This window comes from Flavicella sp., assembly GCF_037132785.1.
GTDB lineage: Bacteria > Bacteroidota > Bacteroidia > Flavobacteriales > Flavobacteriaceae > Flavicella.
In genome coordinates, this window is record NZ_JBAHZZ010000043.1 from 1 (window position 1) to 19,375 (window position 19,375).

Below are 19,375 nucleotides of genomic sequence, written 5' to 3' on the forward strand. Positions count from 1 at the left end.
TTATTTTGGCTAAATAAGCCTTACAAGCTTCATCATTTGGTAGTTCTTTTATAAAACTCAGTATATTTTGACCTTGAAAAACATCCATATCTGTTATATTTAAGGACACTAAGATACAGAAACTAAATGACTAACTCAGTATATTTATTCTAACAATATAAATGCTCCATACTCTTTTTTTTATCCAAATAAAGGAACAGAGCTATATAAATGCAAACTAAAAAAACGACCACACTCAAAAAAACAATTAACTGAATATCTATCGCTTTTTTATAAGTCATAAAAACAATGCCATTGATCAATAATTGCAGAACTGCATACCCTGCGGAAACCATCAGATGTGGTGTTTTATTGATATCTACTAATTTTTGGTATATATGATGTCTATGAGGTTCTGTGATTTTTTCACCCAAATACTTTCTATACATCATGGTTTGAATGCTATCTGCACCATAAACTACAGCAAAAAGAATTAGTACCGGCGCCTGCAAATTATAAACTAATGAAGCTCCAATAAAAAACAACATTACTGCAATAGAAATACTGCCAATATCACCAGCAAAACACCTTGCCTTTTTTCTAAAGTTAAAAAAACCAAATATCACCACTGAAATCACTACAATGAGTATCAAATCTTGATTTACAATTTCTGTTTCTTGATTCACTATATACATTCCCGAGAATACGGCCAAACTATACATTCCCGTGATTCCATTGATGCCGTCCATAAAGTTATATAAATTGACAAAGCCAACTCCTATAAACAATAGTACTGCAATTCCCCACCAAGGCAGTGCTGAAAATTGCATTTGTTGCATGATCAACAAGATTGCAAGTATTTGAAATGGAAAACGAATGGATGAACTCAGTGTTTTTATATCGTCTATAAAACTAACAACTGCAATCAAAGTTGTTCCTAACACCAAATAAGGATATGAATAATTTGAAGTAAAAAAGAAAATCCAAAGTGCGAATAAAAACACAATACCTCCTCCTCTTATGGTTGGAGTTGTATGTGAACTTCTGTGATTGGGCTTGTCGATGATATCAAAATGATCTGCAACTTTTAAATAAATAAAAGAAAGAATGATCAGCAGTCCTATAATGATTCCGTATTTTTCCATTTTATGAAATTTGTCTATCCGAAAACAAAAATAAGGAATTAATTTTCGTTGTTCGTTGTTTGTTATTAGTTGTTCGTCGTTAATTATTAACTGCTCGTGATTAGCTGGTCGATAATCGTTTTTCGATATTCGCCTTTAGCAGTTAGATTATCACTCTTAGTTGTTTTTACTTAGGCTCTGACCTAGACTTGGTGAACTTGTTTCAGTATCTATATATTCCATGAGACCCTGAAACAAGTTCAGGGTGACGTCAGTGATTTGCTCTCGGTGACGTCTTGATTTTCACACTCTCGTCATGCTGAACTTGTTTCAGCATCTGTCACTCCCTTATCGAGATCCTGAAACGAGTTCAGGGTGACATCCGTGGTTTGTTCTCGGTAACGTTATGGGTTTTCACACTCTTGTCATGCTGAACTTGTTTCAGCATCTGTCACTCTTTTGCCGAGATACTGAAACGAGTTCAGGATGACGTCCGTGGTTTGTTCTCGGTGACGTCTTGGTTTTCACACTCTCGTCATGCTGAACTTGTTTCAGCATCTGTTTATTCTACATCCTCAATTCGTCATACAAATCTAACAAATTAGGATTTTCTTTTTTAATTAAATTCCATTTCCAATCAGAATGCCAATTTTTTAATTGTTTTTCCCTTTTAATAGCATCAGTAATAGAACTAAACTTCTCCAAATAAAGTAGGTCGGTTGTGTTATACTTTTTTGAAAACACAGAACCTACGCCATTCTTATGCTCTCCTATTCTTCTTATTAAATTATTTGTTACACCTATATACAAAACACTTCTGTTTTTATTTGAAATTATATAGATGTAGGATTCTTTCATCTTATTAATTTTCTATACTATGAAGAGATCCTGAAATGAATTCAGGATGACGTCAGTGGTTTGTTCACTCTCGTCATGCTGAACTTGTTTCATAATCTGTTTTCCTTTCCATGAGACCCTGAAACGAATTCAGGATGACGTCAGTGGTTTGTTCTATTTCGTCATGCTGAACTTGTTTCAGCATCTGTTTATTCCTTTCCATGAGACCCTGAAACGAGTTCAGGGTGACGTCGTTGGGTCTGTTTGGGACCACAGTAGTTTTCTGTCAGATTTTGTACTCTTTCAGAGTTGAAAGGTAAAATAACTTTAATTAAAATTATGCTTACTTTTTTTAAATTGAAACAACTTAGGAATAAGTCTATTTATTGGATATAAAATAGGATTTACTTTTAATTTATTTTGACGAAACGCCTTAATACATTCAATATTTTGAACAACCAACCCTTTAAAACTATTGTTAGAAGCTCCTCCTAAACGCATTCTTACCAATGGTTCTTTTAAATAAAAAGTTGAAATTTTATATCTCTCTAAAAAACGCAACATAATTTCAAAATCTGCTGCTAACGAAAGTTCTATATCATACAAACCATATTTATTATACACCTCTTTCTTTACGAAAAAAGTAGGATGCCCAGGATGCCAACCTTTGTAAAAAGACTTCTGCTCTCCAGTAACCCAATGTCTCACTATTTTATTTATATCCGTTTGAGAAACATAATATAAATCAGCATATAATGAATCTAATTCTGTATCAGAATTAAATTGATTCATGATTTTTTCAATTGCCTTGTCACTATTAAACAAATCATCAGAATTTAATATTCCGATAACATCTCCTGTAGCCATGGCGATTCCCTTATTCATGGCATCATATAATCCTTTGTCTGGTTCTGAAATCCAATTATCTATATGCTTTCCGTACTTATTTATCAAATCTAAAGTACCATCTGTAGAACCTCCATCTACAACAATATATTCGATATCTGAATAGCTTTGCTTTTTAACAGATTCAAATGTTTTTTTTATCGTAGCAGCACTATTATAACAAACAGTAATTATTGATATTTTCATATATTATACATTTTTTATTATCTCCCCTATTTCAGTATCAAAAACATCTGGGTTATACTTTGACACCACTTCGTGATGGTTGTATTTTTGAATTTCTTTCAATCTATTTTCATCAGATAATAATAATCGTACACACGAAATAATTTCTTCGGATATTTTTGTTTTAACTAAAAAGCCATTTTTAGAACTAACTACGTCTTTTAGATAATTATGGTTTGTGGTTATAACTGCATTACCAAAATACATGGCTTCTATAATTGTTAAAGGGAAAGCTTCTGTGATGTAAAACGTAGGTAAAACAAATATAGAACTTTCCTTTAAAAGTTCTTCCTTCGCTTTACCGTTCACAAGACCCAAATAATAAAATCGTTCAGGGTAGTCATATTTCAATTTATCTGCTATTACTTTAAATTTTATTTCTACTTGTTTAGATGACATATATTCATCACCAATAGGTAAACCTGCAATTTTCACAATCAAATCTTCTTCTTTGGCTAACAACTCTAATACAGCTTCTAAAAAAACAAAAATTCCTTTTGAATAAATTAAATTTGATAAAAAAACAAGCTGCTTTTTCTTTAATGAAAAATCAATTTCTTGTTTTTCAAAATCAGACGAATAACAATTTGATACCACTTCAATTTTAGAACAATTAAAGTCTTTAAATTGATCTTTCATTGAAGGTAGTAAAACGATATTTGTATCGATAGCATCATAACTCCATTTTATAAAACTTTTTAACACTCCAGAATTTCTATAAAACCCCTGCAAGTCTGCACCATGTAGATGGTTGATAACTTTTTTATTAAAAATTTTAGCCAACAATAACAATTCAAAATCTTTAAAAAAACCTAATTTACTTCTTGTACAAGTAAAATAAATTGTATCAAACCTATAGAACAAAAAAACAAAAGGTAAAACTAACAAGCAATTGAGAGAATTCAACAGCTTATTATTCTTATATTTAGTTGTATTAAATAATATTTTATCTGAATCAAAGTTTTCAAAAACTTGTTTAAAAGAAATTGATTGACCTGTATAAGGCTCTGGAAAAGGACCAAAAAAAAGAATTTTATTTAATTTCTTCATTTTATCAAACTTTTTATAACTTCTAATTGATTGTAAGGATTGTATAATTCATCAATCACTTGATAGCAATTACAACGAATAGTTTCTCTATCTTTATCGTTTTCAACCAAATTCAAAATAGATTTTTCTAGTGACTTAATATTGTTTTCTTCAAATAAACAGCCAGTGACTCCCTCTTGTATCACTTCAACTTCTGGCATTTGATTGCACAAATTAGAATGTGTACACACAGGAGTACCAAAACTCAGTGAATGAATGGCTGTTAAACCCACATTACCAGGTGAAACACAAAGAACTGAATTGTAAATATATTTACCTATCAATTCTTCATCATAACAGGCTCCATAAAAATTAACATATTGTGCTATTTTATTTTCTTCAGCCAATTCCATCAATTGAGACTTTATCTCTCCATCACCTAAAATAAGTAAATTTAATTTTGGTTCCGTTCTATTTATATTCGCCAATACTTGAATGAGCAACTCTATCTTTTTAACAGCTGTTAAACGTCCAATAAAAATTAAATAAGGTAGTTCTTTATCAAAAAGAGTAGTATCTATTTTATTAGATATTTTTAATTCATCTCTTAATTTTAAATGTGTATCATAATCAAGTGAATTATAAATTACTTCAATTTTGGACTCATTTAGACCTTGTTCAACTAATAACGCTTTACCTCTTCTTTCATATAATAATAACTTATCTGCCGTTTTGTAAAACAACACTCTAACAATCCTTTTCCAAGTTGATTCATTCCCATACAATCCATGTGTCCAATATACGACTTGAATGCCTCTAAACTTACAAATAAACATAGCAATCCAAGTTGAAAGCACTTGAAATTCACCTAAAAAAATTGCGGTATGAATTTCATCCTTAAAACATCTTATAATTACACCTGATTGCCATAAAAGAACTTTCTCTCTTAACCAGAAATTATTAATTTTATGTAATCTATCTTTAAACCTTAAAAAAAATTCTGTTTTAAAATCAATTTCTTTGATTTGCAACCCTTTATTCCTTCCAAAAAAAAAGTGATATTCAAATTTAGACTCACTAATCAATTTTTGCCATAATAAGCTTCTGTAATGAGAAGCAATGTTTGTAAAATTATAAATTTTATCCATTAACTTTAACTATTTTAATCTTTCTCTTGAAAAGTTCCGTTATAAAAAAGCCAAATCCAAACCATAACATCCTATTCATCTCAAGAGAAAGACTTGACATTGACTGGAGGTAAGAGAAAAAAAAGACAGAAATTATCAAATAAGAAAATGAAACTTGTGAAAAATCTTTACGACTAGGGTATCTAATTGATTTAATAAAGGAAAGCAATGAAATTAACAAAACTGGAATACCAAAAATACCCCAACGCATATAAATTTCAATAATTTGATTATGGGGGTAAGGTTTATACCCTTCATAACCGAATACCATTTGGTCATAATCTTCATAAAAATCCGATTGTAAAGATGAGCGTTCCTGTAATGAAGCGTCAGTATTTATTCCTTGTAAATGATCAAATGCAGACTCAAACCGGTTTGACACATCATCAATCTTATCTTGTAGAATAACATTATCTTTAAATGTCAGAAGTAGCAAAGTTCCTACTAGAGCAATAACAACAATAGATTTTAAGTTAAGTAAAAATTTAAACCGTTCTTTATAAAACCATATTAAAGTTACTATTAAAAAAACAACAGCTCCTCTTGATTCTGTAATCAACAATGCAACACCATTAGCCACCATGGCTGTTATCAATAATATTTTTAATATTAAATTTCGCATTTGAATATAAAGCCAGAACAACAATAAAAAAACTTGACCACAGACATAAGCAACACCCACTGCATTTAAACTTTCTTCACCTAAACCGCGTCCTACTTCTAATAGTAAACTAGCTTGCATTCGATATAATTCGAACGCCCCCAAAATGGATAGAATTGCAATTAAAACAACAATCTTGGAGTCTATAGTTTTATCAACTCTCGTGTTTTTAGAATACAAGTAGCCTGCAATAATCAAGAGTAAACAAATTAAACCAAAAGTAATATTTATAATACTCGTTGTTCTTTGGTTTAGCTCAAAAGCTAAAAATATATACATTAAAAACACAGCTATTGCCTTTAGAATAAAAAAAAACGAACGAGAATCAATTTTACCAAAAACTACAGAAGACATAATGCAATACATTCCTAAAACCAAACTTAAATATCTACCTATAGTTCCAATTAATACAAATGCAAATGTAGCCCATATCAAAAAAAAGACTCCAATTACCATCTTATTTATAGAAATACTATTATTTTTCACATTTAACTACTTTAATAATTATAAAAACAAAAATCATAAATTACTTAAAAACTATTTCACACCCTGTTTAAATGAATACATAAGGCTCGATATTAGTGAAAACATTCCATAATGTCTTAATAAAATAAGATACTTATCTTTTCTTTTTTGATAGCTAATGAATGACGAGATCCCTCCTCCTTGATAATTAGCTATCGGCAAATCTAAATATTTAAAAAATTCTTTTCCATATTTTATAAAAATTCTATTCACCAATTCATAATCCCCGTAAATTGGATATCTTAAATCATAATACAACTCCTCTTGTAATTTGTTTTTATTAAAAAACATTGATTGATGGTTTGCCATAATAATACCTTTTTCTAATACTTGTAAATTACTAGGGATTGATTTTTTATCATTTGTATATTTATACCCATAAATTAAAGAGTATTGATTTAAACTATTGTTATCCGTAAATACATTGGACAACACCGAAGAATTGTGAAACACATCACCTGAATTCATGAAATTCACCCAAGTACCCTTACATGCTTTAATTCCTTTATTCATTGCATCATAAATTCCCTTGTCTTTTTCACTTATATAATATTCAATTTTACTTTTATATTTTTCTACCATGTTTTGAGTCCCGTCATTTGAATTCCCATCTATAATAATCAATTCAAAATTATCATAATCTTGTTCAAGAATACTGTTAATAGTTTTTTCAATTTCATTTACTCCATTATAAACAACAGTAATAATAGAAATTAACGGTTTATTACTCTTTATATATGTCATAGAATCAAAATTATTTTAATATCTCATTATAAAAGTTATACGTTAAATTTAAATTTTTTTCTAAATCAAAATTTTCTTTTGCATATAAAACACCTTTTGCTCCTAAACATTTTCTTAAAACAATATTATTACCTAATAAATTAATTTTATTAATTAATTCATCTTCAGAATTATAAAGATAGCCTGTTTCATCATTTCTTATCAATTCATTTACTCCTCCTATATTTGAACCTAAAACGGGTAAACCATGAGCAGAGGCTTCTATTACACCTCTAGCAAAATGAGGTTCAATAAAAGGACAGATAAAAACATCTGAACTACACAAAACATCCTCTACATCTTCTCTAAAAGGAATTAAATGAATATTTCTAGCAGTCGTATTACTGAGTTGTAACTCATCATTAGCTCCCACAAAAACAAAATGAAAATTATGTTGTTCTGTTATGTGTTTTTCTATAGTCCTAATTAATTCCTTCCATCCATTACTTTTTGAAAACCTAGCTAAATAGAGAAATATTATGTCATCTTTATTTAAATTTAACTCATCTCTTAGAACATCTCTATTCACAACTGTTTTGGACAAATCAACAAAATTATAAATTACTTCTTTTTTAATTCTTTTAGAATTTGGTATTTTTAAAGAATCTAAATCATTTTCACAAATAGCGATATAACCATCTACATAACGATTACAAAAAAAACGTAATGGAGCACCCCAAATTCCATTCCTTAAAGGTTCCCTTACATGGCTAATAACTTTGACCTTATTCATTTTGGCTGCAATAGCAAAAGCAAATAAACATGTGGAATTTAAATGAATTAATTTTACATCTAATTTTTTAATAAATTTATAGGCTTTAAAAATACTAGGCACTAAAAAAATCCAATTTCTTAAAAAAAGTTTAAAACTTTTTTCTACAACTGTGGAACCATGAAAGGGTCTTATACCTTTTTCGCTAAGGATTTCAACAGGTAGTTTACTGAAAAACTGATCCACTGGACCTGGTTCTATATTTAATAAATAGGGATTGAATTTTGTTCTATCTAATCCTTTTATTATATAACTTAAGCTCTTTGGTGCACCTGCAAGACAACCTGCATGATGTATGTAAAGAATTTTAATTTTATCCATCTCAGTAATCAATATTATCTTTTAAACTCTGAAGGAATAAAGATATTGGTTTAAAATTATTCTAATATGCTTTTATTAATAAAAACCTTTGATTTTTTTTTCAGAACATCTAATTTACTATTAACTTTTCGATAGTTGATTTGGGTAATAGGTAACTGCGAACCTGTTTCAATATAACGATTACTTATATCTAAACTAGATAATAAACTTTTTACTCTATCTGCATTATTTTTTATCCCCATTGAAAAAAAATTCTTTTCAAATAAAATTGAAAACGCTACTCCATGAAAAGAAGAAGCTATAACAAACTCTGCATTTAAAAAAGCATTTATAAACTCTCTAGGTCCAAATTTATCTTTAATCCTACTTCCAAAATTAAATGGTTTAGCCATTCCTGAAAATTCACAAATAACTAAATTCTTTTCTTTTGCTATTTTAGTAGCCAATCTATATACTTCTTCAGATGAGTTAAGGTTATATATTAACAAATATTTCTTTTTAAAAGCTTTCTTAAACCCTCCTTTTTCAGCTAATGAATCCCAATCCCTTTTAGTAAGTAAAAAAACAGGATCTAAAACATGTTCAATATTATTATTAACTAATGGTTGAACATAATCCATTAACGGCTTTTCTCTTACCGATATGGATGAAAAATTTGCTAAAAAACCACTAACTTCATTGCTATCAAATTGACCAACATCCATCTTTCCCATACTTACTGCATATGCAATTTTCTTTACATTCGAGTTTTTGGGGTAGTCCCCCCAATAAACAGGATCTAAACCTGTAAACTTAGGAAATTCGTTATATCTCCATATTTGATCACTTCCAAACAACAGGTTCATATTTAGTTAAATCTAATTCATTAATTAAAAAAGTTAAACTTCGTGGAGCTCCTCCTAAACCTCCAGCATGGTGTATATATAATATTTTTTTCATAATTTATAAGTGTACTTTACTCCAAATATCTGCCCACATTCTTTCGATTTCAACTGAAACTCTCAATTTATTCTCAATCAATGTCGTCTTAATCTTACCATGATTTTTTAATAATGATTTAATTCTACCTACTGTAATTTCCCAATCATCATTAACATTAATTAATCTGTCTTTTTGCCCAAAATCTTCAAATAACATTTCATATTTATGATTCCAACTAGTAGCTAAACACGGAACCCCTTGATTTAGAGAACTTGCGACACCGTGAAACCTAGAAGAAACAGTTACATATGAGGCCCCTATTACACCTTTTACTTCTTTTGCATTTAACCCTGTAATGATATCTAACCTATTATCCACAAGATTGTTTATCTGTCTACAAATATCTAAATCTCCCAATCCTTCATGATTCAATAAAAAAACATTTTGACCTTGTTTTTCAAATTCTAAAATCACATTTTTTAAAAACCTCAAATAATCATTTGAGTTTGCATTTGTGTGAGTAACCATTTTTTTATTTGGCACAACGCAAACTTTTCCTTTAAGGTATTCAAATTTCTCAAGTAAAACACCTTTGGTTAATAAAGTGAAATCCGAATACTTCCAAAGTTTATTTTTATTAACACCAGCTTGAACAGCATATTCAAAGGATACTCTTTCTCTTGCAATAATCACATCTGTAAATTCATTAACAATTTTCATTGAATCTTTCCCAGACTTAGTGTCAAATGGTCCTAAAGCTTGAGGTAATAATACTATCTTAGTACCATTATGTTTCAAATTCTTATAGTAGTTCTCTAAAGTTAATAATCTGTCTTTACTATAATTCCATTGATCAGAAAATTGAAATCCAGCTCCATCTAAAACTAAATCAACATTTTTTAAAGGATGTTTAGAAGTAAAAAAAGTATATGGTAATTTCAACCTATGCAAAATTGCAACAGGTATTCTAGCCTTTTTAAGCCAAAACCTTTGTTTCAAGACTAAACTTGTATCAAGTTGAATATTTTTTTCTCCTATATCGTTAGAATTATAAACAACTAAGGCATCAGGAAACTTTTTTTCAATTTGTTCAATAATTGCTATTAACATTAATTCTGCACCTTTATTTAATGTATTAGTCCCATCTATTTGAATAATCATGTTTAATTGTATTTTCTAATTAAGTCAATATTTCTTTTTTCAGAATAAGCTACTTTCCCTTCTGTATCGGGAAACCCAACTGCCATACACATAATTGGGCGTTGATATTTTTCTAAACCTAAAGTATTTTCCATTCTTTTTTCTAAATGTTCAATATCTGGCCAATTAATTGCACAACTACTAAGCCCCCAAGAAGCAGCCCATTGCATAAAAAAATTATCAGTTCCCAAATTTTTAGGATAAAACTGATACCAACCCAATTCCTCATATTCATAGCTATATAGTGAAATACCTGCTACTTTGGATTCTTCCATATAAAAAGTAGCCGCAGCATTTGGATATCTAACGTTCAACTCATCCAATATTGCCACCAACATTAATTCAGCACCTTTATTTTGTGTATTAACACCATCTATTTGAATAATCATGTTTAAATGTATTTAATTATTAAGCCATTTTTTTTTAACAAACCCCTTTTCCTTCTCTATCAGAGAATCTTAACAAGAAAAACCTCCTATATTCCTTATTACAATATGCTTATAATAAAAGACTAAATGTGTGAATTATTAAACTTTTGTTCATTTATACAACTTAGTTTTGCATTCGTTTTTTTAAATTTAAAAAGAGAAACTATTGTGTTTATAGTTGTTATTTTATATAACTAATTAATTTTTTAATGTTTTTATTTTCAATAAAGTAAATTAGAGAAAAGTAAGAAATGAAAAATATACTGAACAAAAAAAGTGAATTTTCGTTGATATATGTTTTTGAAACAATCACAAAAATAACAGTAAAAAAAACACTTATAAGTGAACCCTTAACTTGATCAAAAATATTTTTAATATTTACACCTATTTCCAAGCGTAATACAATTATCGCAACTATTACTAGAACTATTTTATTTATCAAAATTGCACACGACGCCCCTATAAGACCATAATTCAAAATTCCAAAATACAGACAAGGTATAAGAACAAATACCGTTAATCCCATAATAATTTTCATCTCAAGTTTAGGCTTACCAAGTGCACGAATTATAGATGCAAAAGAATTCACCAACAAGTGTACCATCATGGCAATTGATAATATTTGTAAAGGTATGATTGATTCCCTCCATTTTTCACCAAAGAAACCAATTACAATTGTCTCTGCAAACAGAAACAAAAAAGTCATAATGGGATACATAACAATTGAATTTATATTAATAATATTTAAAAAATAAGATTTCAATTTCTCTTTATTATCTTGGTTTTTCCCAAACACAGGATACATTACTTTATTTAAAACACCACTAATTGATTGTCTAAATTGTTCTGTTAAAGAAAAAGACAAGGTATAAGCACCTAAACTAGAAGATCCTAATAGTTTTCCTATCATTAAATTATCAATATTATAGGTAAGTGTACTAAAAATAACTGTACCCGAAGAATAAGCGCCAAACCCAAATATTTTTTTAAAATGTAGCTTATTCCATTCAAATTTTGGTTTCCATTTTGTTTTATAAAAAAGTAAAGGTAAGGTAAGCCCTACTGATAGAACCATATTTGACACCAATGCCCAGACTCCAAAATTCAAAAAATAGGCAGCAATTAATGAAAAAACACCAGCAACCAATGAACATGAATTTAATATTTTAGCCAAACTTTTAAAATCCATTGCTCTAGTCAAAATTACTGTATGAATCAAACTAAAGGGTTTAATAAGAATTCCTAGACTTAATACTGGAATTAAAATATTTAATAAGGGCTCTTCATAAAACAAAGCCGCCATTGGTGCTACTCCTATAGCCATAATTAAATATATACCAAGCCCCCAAGCTAAACCAGTCCAAAAAGCTGTAGAATACATAACCTCTGCTTCATTATCCTCTTTCTTTTGGATTAATGCTGCTGACATTCCTAATTCCGATGCAGCTCCAGCAACTGCAATGAAAATAGTACACATTCCTACCAAACCAAATTCATCCGGAACTAATAACTTTGCCAATAAAAAACGAATAGAAAAACGAAAAACAAAATCCAAAACAAATTGAATTCCTGTCCATTTGACTCCTGATAAAATAGTCTTATCTTTAGTCATTATTTATTGTGTTTTACTCAAAAAAATTGTTTTTACAATACCTCCTACTTTCAAGTACTGATCTTTTCGCATCAGCCTTACACCTAATTTCCAAATCATTACTCCGCCTGATTTAAAATTTCGTGTCCCGCATTTAACAGATCCACATCTTTCCGCATGAGGGCAACATCCCCTTGCATCATATCTTTTACTAAAGAAGCAAGGTCATGCTCTGGCACCCAACCTAATTTTGTTTTTGCTTTGGTAGGATCTCCAATTAATAAATCTACCTCTGTTGGACGGAAATAAGAAGGGTCTACTGATAAGATTTCTTGGCCTATTGTTGGTTGTAGCTGTTTTAGTTTGTTTACTTCATGAGATCCTGAAACGAGTTCAGGATGACGTAGCCCTGTAACAGCAGCGTACTTTTCTTGATCAATACTTTTAATGGTCCCTTTTTCGTCTACACCATTTCCTTTAAATTCTACTTCAATTCCGACTTCGTTAAAAGCCAAGCGTACAAAGTCACGAACCGTAGTGGTTACTCCTGTAGCAATCACCCAGTCCTCAGGTTTGTCAGCCTGTAAAATCATCCACATCATGCGCACATAATCTTTAGCATGTCCCCAGTCGCGTTTGGCTTCTAGGTTTCCTAAAAAGACTTTTTCTTGCAATCCTAATGCTATTTTAGAAACGGCACGTGTGATTTTACGTGTTACAAAAGTTTCCCCTCTACGTGGAGATTCGTGGTTAAATAAAATCCCATTACAGGCAAACATATTATATGCTTCACGGTAATTTTTTGTAATCCAAAACCCGTATATTTTAGCTACTCCATAAGGAGAACGAGGATAAAACGGAGAATCTTCGTCGTAAAAGCCTCTTTTATTTTTATTTTCTGGCATTCCCCCATACAATTCAGAGGTAGAGGCCTGGTAAATTCTAGTTTTCTTTTCCAATCCTAAAATACGTACAGCTTCTAAAATACGTAGCGTTCCCAATCCGTCCACATTCCCAACATATTCTGGCGTATCAAAAGACACGGCAACATGAGACATCGCACCTAGATTGTAAATTTCATCAGGCTGACATTCTTGGATGATACGTGTTAGGTTCATAGCATCTGTCAAATCACCATAATGCAATTTTAACCGTTGCTTTGGATGATGAGGATCTTGGTATAAATGATCTATTCGGTCTGTATTAAACAACGAAGATCTTCTTTTAATACCATGTACCATATAGCCTTTTTCTAATAATAATTCGGCTAAATAAGAGCCATCTTGCCCTGTGATTCCTGTGATTAATGCTACTTTCTGGTTGCTCATATTTCTTTCTTTTGACAGACCCTGAAATGAATTCAGGGTGACGTATTTGGTTTATTCAGGTTTGACGGTTCCTTATTTGTTCAGGAGACATTTTTACTTCTACACAGCCGTCAGCCGTCATGCTGAACTTGTTTCAGTATCTGTTCTCCTAATTCTTGAGACCCTGAAACGAGTTCAGGGTGACGTATTTGGTTTGTTCAGGTTGACGTTTCTTGGTTTGTTCAGGAGACGTTTTCTTGTTTGTTCAGGAGACGTTTTACTTCTACACAGTCGTCATGCTGAACTTGTTTCAGCATCTGTTATTTGTTATTTCTTGAACCATAAACGAGTTCAGGCTAACGTTAGAGTTTCTTCGTACCTCAGAAACACTCGAAGTGACAGTTTTACATTTTAACTTCTTTAAAACTCTCACTATTTTCTAAAAACCACGTATAGGTTTTTTGTATTCCCTCTTGTAAAACGGTTTTATGTTTCCAGCCTAAAGCATGCATTTTAGAAATATCCATCAATTTTCGTGGTGTTCCATCTGGTTTGCTTGCGTCCCAAATGATTTCTCCAGTATGTCCCACCACTTTTTGAATGGTTTCTGCCAATTTTTTAATGGTCAAGTCTTCTCCAGTTCCTATATTATATAGATACTCGGGTAATTTATTTTCTAAGGCAAATACTACGGCTTCTGCCATATCATCTACAAATAAAAATTCGCGCATAGGACTTCCACTTCCCCATAACTGAACAGGTTGATTATTTAATTTAGCTTCGTGGAATTTACGAATCATAGCAGGTAATACATGAGATGTTTTTAAATCAAAATTATCATGTGTTCCGTATAAATTTGTTGGCATCAAACTCACATAATCTTTCTGAAACTGTTTGCGAATCGCTTCACAAGCTTTTACCCCAGAGATTTTTGCTATCGCATACCATTCGTTAGTAGGTTCTAAAATATCCGTTAATAAATAGTCTTCTTTTAACGGTTGAGGTGCTAATTTAGGATAGATACAAGAACTTCCTAAAAATATAAATTTTTCAATGCCTTGCTGTAAAGCACCGTCTATTAAATTATTTTGGATCTGCATATTTTCCATCAAAAACTGGTATGGAAAATCGTTATTCGCAAGTATACCACCAACTCTAGCCGCTGCATCTATTACAACCTCTATATTTTCTTCAGCGTAAAACTGTTGTACAGCTGCTTGATTTCTTAAATCTAATTGTTTACTGGTACGCCCTATCAAATTTATATAGCCTTTTGCTTCTAAAATTCTCCAAATAGCTGATCCCACCATGCCTCGGTGACCTGCTATATAAATTTTTCTCTCTTTTTCCATTTTTAAATAGATTCATTTATTTTTTCTAAAAAATCATCACACAACGGGCAAGCGCTATAATCCTAGCTAAGAACAGCTTATATATCTTACCAAAAGGGGGCGAGGTAAATTTGTAGAAGTGGTTATCTTGTTGCGAAAGTAGTTTTTTTTACTTAAAAACCAAAGATTACGCACGTTATTCTTTGGTTTATATTAAAAAAATAAGTATTTTATAATTCTGTTATTTTATAAACCCTGTTTTCTACAATCCGGATATCGTTTATTTTTCAAAAAAACAACTCAAATTTATTATCAACCACTCTAAAATTCATTTGGTATTACAGCCTTCCATCTACTTTTTCTGACAAAATACCTTTTACATCGTAAACGACTCCTTTTTTATTCAATAAAGACTGCAATGTAATGGACAAAAACTGCTTATGTGCAACTGCCAAAACAACAGCATCATACTTGTCTTGAGGCAGGTTTTTACTAGAAACAACTTTATATTCCTGAAATACATCTTCTGGTTTTGCCCAAGGATCAAATACAGTAACCACTGCACTATATCCTTTTAAAGCAGCAATTACATCCACTACTTTAGTATTCCGCACATCAGGACAGTTTTCCTTAAACGTAATTCCCAACATCAATATTTTTGCTCCTTTAATTTTAATGTCTTTTCGGATCATTGTTTTTATTACCTCCGAAGCTATATAATCACCCATAGAATCATTCATACGTCTACCTGCCAAAATAATCTCTGGATGGTAACCGTATTCTTGAGCTTTTTGTGCCAAATAATAAGGATCTACGCCAATACAATGTCCACCGACCAAGCCAGGTTTAAAAGGTAAAAAGTTCCATTTGGTATTTGCAGCTTCCAATACATCATGGGTATTGATTTCCATCAAATTAAATATTTTAGCCAATTCATTTACAAAAGCAATATTGATATCTCTTTGTGAATTCTCAATCACCTTTGCAGCTTCCGCTACTTTAATCGTTGGTGCCAAATGTGTACCTGCAATGATGACTGATTTATACAAATCATCAACTTTTTTTCCTGTTTCGGGAGTAGAACCTGAAGTTACTTTTAGTATTTTTTCTACCGTATGTTCTTTGTCACCTGGATTGATACGCTCTGGAGAATAACCAGCAAAGAAATCTTTATTAAACTCTAAGCCTGATACTTTTTCTAATATAGGAATACATTCTTCCTCGGTAGCTCCTGGATATACCGTAGATTCATAAACTACAATATCACCTTCAGAAAGTACTGCTCCAACTGTTTCACTAGCTTTAATCAATGGAGTTAATACAGGTCGATTGTTTTTATCGACTGGAGTTGGTACAGTAATAATATAATAAGCACAGTTTTTTAATTCTTTGAGTTGATCAGAGCAATACAACCCAACAGCAGAGGTATTCTCTTCTTTTAAAACAGCTTTCAAAGTAATTTGATCGACTTCTAACGTACTATCTACACCAGAAATCAATTCTGCTATTCTACTTCCATTTACATCAAAACCTACTACTGCATATTTTGTAGCAAACAACCTTGCCAATGGCAAGCCTACATAGCCTAATCCAATAATTCCTATCTTCATTTTTTGTTTATTTCATTACCTTAATTCACAATGAATTAAACGCTAAAGTAACTAAGTAACACCAAATAAACATCAAAATGATTGATTAAATTAGTTTCTATTTCACTATAAAATAGAACCGTAACCTAAGGCTATGCTTATCTTTTTTATTTCATCTAAAGAAAATAATAATTCAAATTGACTAGCAACCATTCTGAAATTCATTTGGTATAAAAGCAACCTACATTCTGTTTTATACATTAGTTTAACGAAGACTTAAGACATAGACCTTGGACTTCGACTTTGGCTATTAATAGCTACACATTATTGATTGCTCATTGACTTTTACGCTAGCCAAGATGAGACTTCAACATCTTTCGAAAAAGGAACCTCCATTAACGACAAAACTAATCTTTCAAATTATTCCAATACCAAGAAACAGCTTCTTTAAGCCCTTGTTGTAATGAAAATTTAGGTTTATAGCCAAGTCGTTTTTTTGCTTTTTCAATACTTGCCATAGAATGAGGAACATCACCTGCCCTATAGGGTCCGTGTTTTATGACTACCTCTTTTATTTTAGAATCGTAGTCCCCTAAATTTTCTTTTAAAGAAAGCACCAAATCATTTAAGGTTGCACGTTCTCCAAATGCTGTATTATACACCTGATTTACCGCATCCTGATCTTCAGTTGTCAATGCCAATAAATTCATTTGAATTACATTGTCAATATAAGTAAAATCCCTTGAATACTCTCCATCTCCATTAATCACAGGAGATTCGTAATTTATAAACTGACTAACAAATTTAGGAATCACAGCTGCATAAGCTCCATTTGGATCTTGTTTAGGTCCAAACACGTTAAAATAACGCAAACCTATAGTTTCAAAACCATAGGTTTTAAAAAAGTTATCTGCATACAATTCATTTACATATTTTGTAATTGCATAGGCAGATAAAGGCTTACCAATTACCTCTTCTACTTTTGGCAAGGCTTTAGAATCTCCATAAGTAGACGAACTAGCTGCATATACAAAACGCTTTACTCCAGCATCTCTAGAAGCGACCAACATATTTAAAAAGCCACCAACATTTACATCATTGGTCGTAATAGGATCATGAATAGATCTAGGTACAGAGCCCAAAGCCGCTTCATGCAGAACAGAATCCGCATCTTGCACTGCCCTTTTACAATCTTCTAAATTACGAATATCACCTTCTACCAAGGTAAAGTCCTTATTCCCTAAAAAGGGCATTAAATTTTCTCTTTTTCCAGTTGAAAAATTATCCAAACAAACCACCTTGTTTTTCTTCATTAGCAATACCTCTATCAGACTAGAGCCAATAAACCCAGCACCCCCAGTTACTACAATTTTTTTATTTGATAATTCTATTTCTGAAAACATCTATTTACTTTTATCGTATTCTTTAAACCAGTTGACAAAACTAGAAACCCCTTCTTCTATATTTGTTTTGCTCTTATAACCGAGTGCTTCTAATTCTGATACATCTGCCCAAGTTTGAGGTACATCTCCTGCTTGCATTGGCAAATATTCTTTTACAGCATCTCGCCCAAAACTATTTTCTATAGCTTTGATAAAATCACCTAAAGATTGAGGACTTCCTTTACCTATATTAGAAACTCTATAGGCTGGTTTTTCTGACTCTTTTACCGGTGGGTTATTTATCAAAATTTCAACCCCATGAATGATATCATCAATATATGTAAAATCTCGACTCATATTGCCGTGATTAAAAATCTGAATAGGTTTCCCATTTGAAATTGCCTCTGCAAATAAATAAATAGCCATATCTGGTCTTCCCCAGGGACCATAAACGGTAAAGAATCGTAGTCCTGTCGTTGGAATCTCATACAAATGACTGTACGTATGCGCCATCAATTCGTTACTCTTTTTGGTAGCTGCATATAAACTTATTGGATGATCCACCGAGTCACTTATAGCAAAAGGCACTTTTTTATTTGCACCATATACACTTGAACTACTTGCATATAATAAATGTTTGATTTTATAAGATCTACAACATTCTAATAAGTTTAAAAACCCAACAATATTACTATCAATATAAGCCTCAGGATTTTCGATACTGTAACGAACTCCAGCTTGTGCAGCCAAATTTACAACAATATCAAAGCTGTGTTTTTCAAACAACAAAGGCAAGGCTTTTCTGTCGTGTAAATCCATCCGGATAAATTCAAAATTACCTTGTTGGTTTTTGGATGCCTTTAAAAATAGCTCTGCCTTCTCTTTTGTAATTCCGAGTTCTTTTAATCGTGCATATTTTAGATTAGGATCGTAGTAAGAATTGATATTGTCAATGCCCACCAATTCAAAATCTTTTGTCAATAATAATCTAGAAAGATGAAAGCCAATAAACCCCGCAGCTCCAGTTACTAATATTTTCATTGTAATTCTGTTGTATTTATATTTTTTGATTCTGTACTATCCATTCTTATGAAATATAGTATTAATACCATTTTAACATTTACTGAGCTATACGTCTAGTGTCTGTTTTATATTTTTTTGATATTTAGGTTTTTGTAGTACCATTCTAAGAATTGTTTTATGAAAAATGGATTCTTTGTATTGTGACCTATTAATTCTAAAACAAAATTCATCAAAATATGCTTGTATATGCCATT

At 31.1% G+C, this 19,375-nt stretch carries 17 protein-coding genes and 2 pseudogenes; all 19 read right to left on the reverse strand.

Going from position 1 to position 19,375, the window contains the following annotated elements:
• Positions 1-88 (reverse strand): annotated as a pseudogene (locus tag V5787_RS02675) (IS1595 family transposase); the annotation flags it as partial.
• A 61-nt stretch (positions 89-149) separates the two neighbouring features.
• Positions 150-1,124: a glycosyltransferase family 4 protein gene (locus tag V5787_RS02680; protein ID WP_336891740.1), complete on the reverse strand. Its 975-nt coding sequence runs from the start codon at positions 1,122-1,124 to the stop codon at positions 150-152.
• Between the two features lie 546 nt (positions 1,125-1,670).
• Positions 1,671-1,961: a GIY-YIG nuclease family protein gene (locus V5787_RS02685; protein ID WP_336891741.1), complete on the reverse strand. Its 291-nt coding sequence runs from the start codon at positions 1,959-1,961 to the stop codon at positions 1,671-1,673.
• A gap of 306 nt (positions 1,962-2,267) precedes the next feature.
• Entirely contained in the window at positions 2,268-3,032 is a 765-nt protein-coding gene (locus V5787_RS02690) for a glycosyltransferase (RefSeq protein ID WP_336891742.1), read from the reverse strand.
• Positions 3,033-3,035: 3 nt separating this feature from the next.
• On the reverse strand, positions 3,036-4,121 hold the full coding sequence (locus V5787_RS02695) for a glycosyltransferase family 4 protein (protein WP_336891743.1): 1,086 nt from the start codon (positions 4,119-4,121) through the stop codon (positions 3,036-3,038).
• Complete coding sequence (locus V5787_RS02700; RefSeq protein WP_336891744.1) at positions 4,118-5,248, reverse strand: glycosyltransferase; 1,131 nt, start codon at positions 5,246-5,248, stop codon at positions 4,118-4,120. The genes V5787_RS02695 and V5787_RS02700 overlap by 4 nt, the downstream gene beginning before the upstream one ends.
• Positions 5,241-6,434 carry a hypothetical protein gene (locus V5787_RS02705; protein ID WP_336891745.1) on the reverse strand — a complete coding sequence of 398 codons (1,194 nt, stop codon included), beginning with the start codon at positions 6,432-6,434 and terminating at the stop codon, positions 5,241-5,243. Before V5787_RS02705 ends, V5787_RS02700 begins: the two co-directional genes overlap by 8 nt.
• 51 nt (positions 6,435-6,485) lie before the next feature.
• A complete protein-coding gene (locus V5787_RS02710; protein WP_336891746.1) occupies positions 6,486-7,217 on the reverse strand; it encodes a glycosyltransferase family 2 protein in 732 nt (243 codons plus the stop codon).
• Positions 7,218-7,227: 10 nt separating this feature from the next.
• Positions 7,228-8,349 carry a glycosyltransferase family 4 protein gene (locus V5787_RS02715; protein WP_336891747.1) on the reverse strand — a complete coding sequence of 374 codons (1,122 nt, stop codon included), beginning with the start codon at positions 8,347-8,349 and terminating at the stop codon, positions 7,228-7,230.
• 56 nt (positions 8,350-8,405) lie between these two features.
• Positions 8,406-9,194, reverse strand: a complete 789-nt coding sequence (locus tag V5787_RS02720; RefSeq protein ID WP_336891748.1) for a polysaccharide pyruvyl transferase family protein — start codon at positions 9,192-9,194, stop codon at positions 8,406-8,408.
• Between the two features lie 97 nt (positions 9,195-9,291).
• A complete protein-coding gene (locus V5787_RS02725; RefSeq protein WP_336891749.1) occupies positions 9,292-10,431 on the reverse strand; it encodes a polysaccharide pyruvyl transferase family protein in 1,140 nt (379 codons plus the stop codon).
• Between the two features lie 2 nt (positions 10,432-10,433).
• The gene (locus V5787_RS02730) at positions 10,434-10,859 is read right to left on the reverse strand and encodes a hypothetical protein (RefSeq protein ID WP_336891750.1); all 426 of its coding nucleotides are present in this window, start codon (positions 10,857-10,859) and stop codon (positions 10,434-10,436) included.
• A 220-nt stretch (positions 10,860-11,079) separates the two neighbouring features.
• Complete coding sequence (locus V5787_RS02735; protein WP_336891751.1) at positions 11,080-12,510, reverse strand: lipopolysaccharide biosynthesis protein; 1,431 nt, start codon at positions 12,508-12,510, stop codon at positions 11,080-11,082.
• 98 nt (positions 12,511-12,608) lie between these two features.
• Positions 12,609-13,817, reverse strand: coding sequence for a GDP-mannose 4,6-dehydratase (gmd, locus tag V5787_RS02740; protein ID WP_336891752.1), 1,209 nt, complete (start codon positions 13,815-13,817; stop codon positions 12,609-12,611).
• A gap of 383 nt (positions 13,818-14,200) precedes the next feature.
• Positions 14,201-15,148: a GDP-L-fucose synthase gene (locus tag V5787_RS02745; RefSeq protein WP_336891753.1), complete on the reverse strand. Its 948-nt coding sequence runs from the start codon at positions 15,146-15,148 to the stop codon at positions 14,201-14,203.
• Between the two features lie 317 nt (positions 15,149-15,465).
• Positions 15,466-16,737, reverse strand: coding sequence for a nucleotide sugar dehydrogenase (locus V5787_RS02750; protein ID WP_336891754.1), 1,272 nt, complete (start codon positions 16,735-16,737; stop codon positions 15,466-15,468).
• A 386-nt stretch (positions 16,738-17,123) separates the two neighbouring features.
• Complete coding sequence (locus V5787_RS02755) at positions 17,124-18,119, reverse strand: SDR family oxidoreductase (RefSeq protein WP_336891755.1); 996 nt, start codon at positions 18,117-18,119, stop codon at positions 17,124-17,126.
• A complete protein-coding gene (locus tag V5787_RS02760) occupies positions 18,120-19,139 on the reverse strand; it encodes an NAD-dependent epimerase (protein WP_336891756.1) in 1,020 nt (339 codons plus the stop codon). It abuts the gene before it with no gap.
• Positions 19,140-19,226: 87 nt separating this feature from the next.
• Positions 19,227-19,375 (reverse strand): annotated as a pseudogene (locus V5787_RS02765) (IS1595 family transposase); the annotation flags it as partial.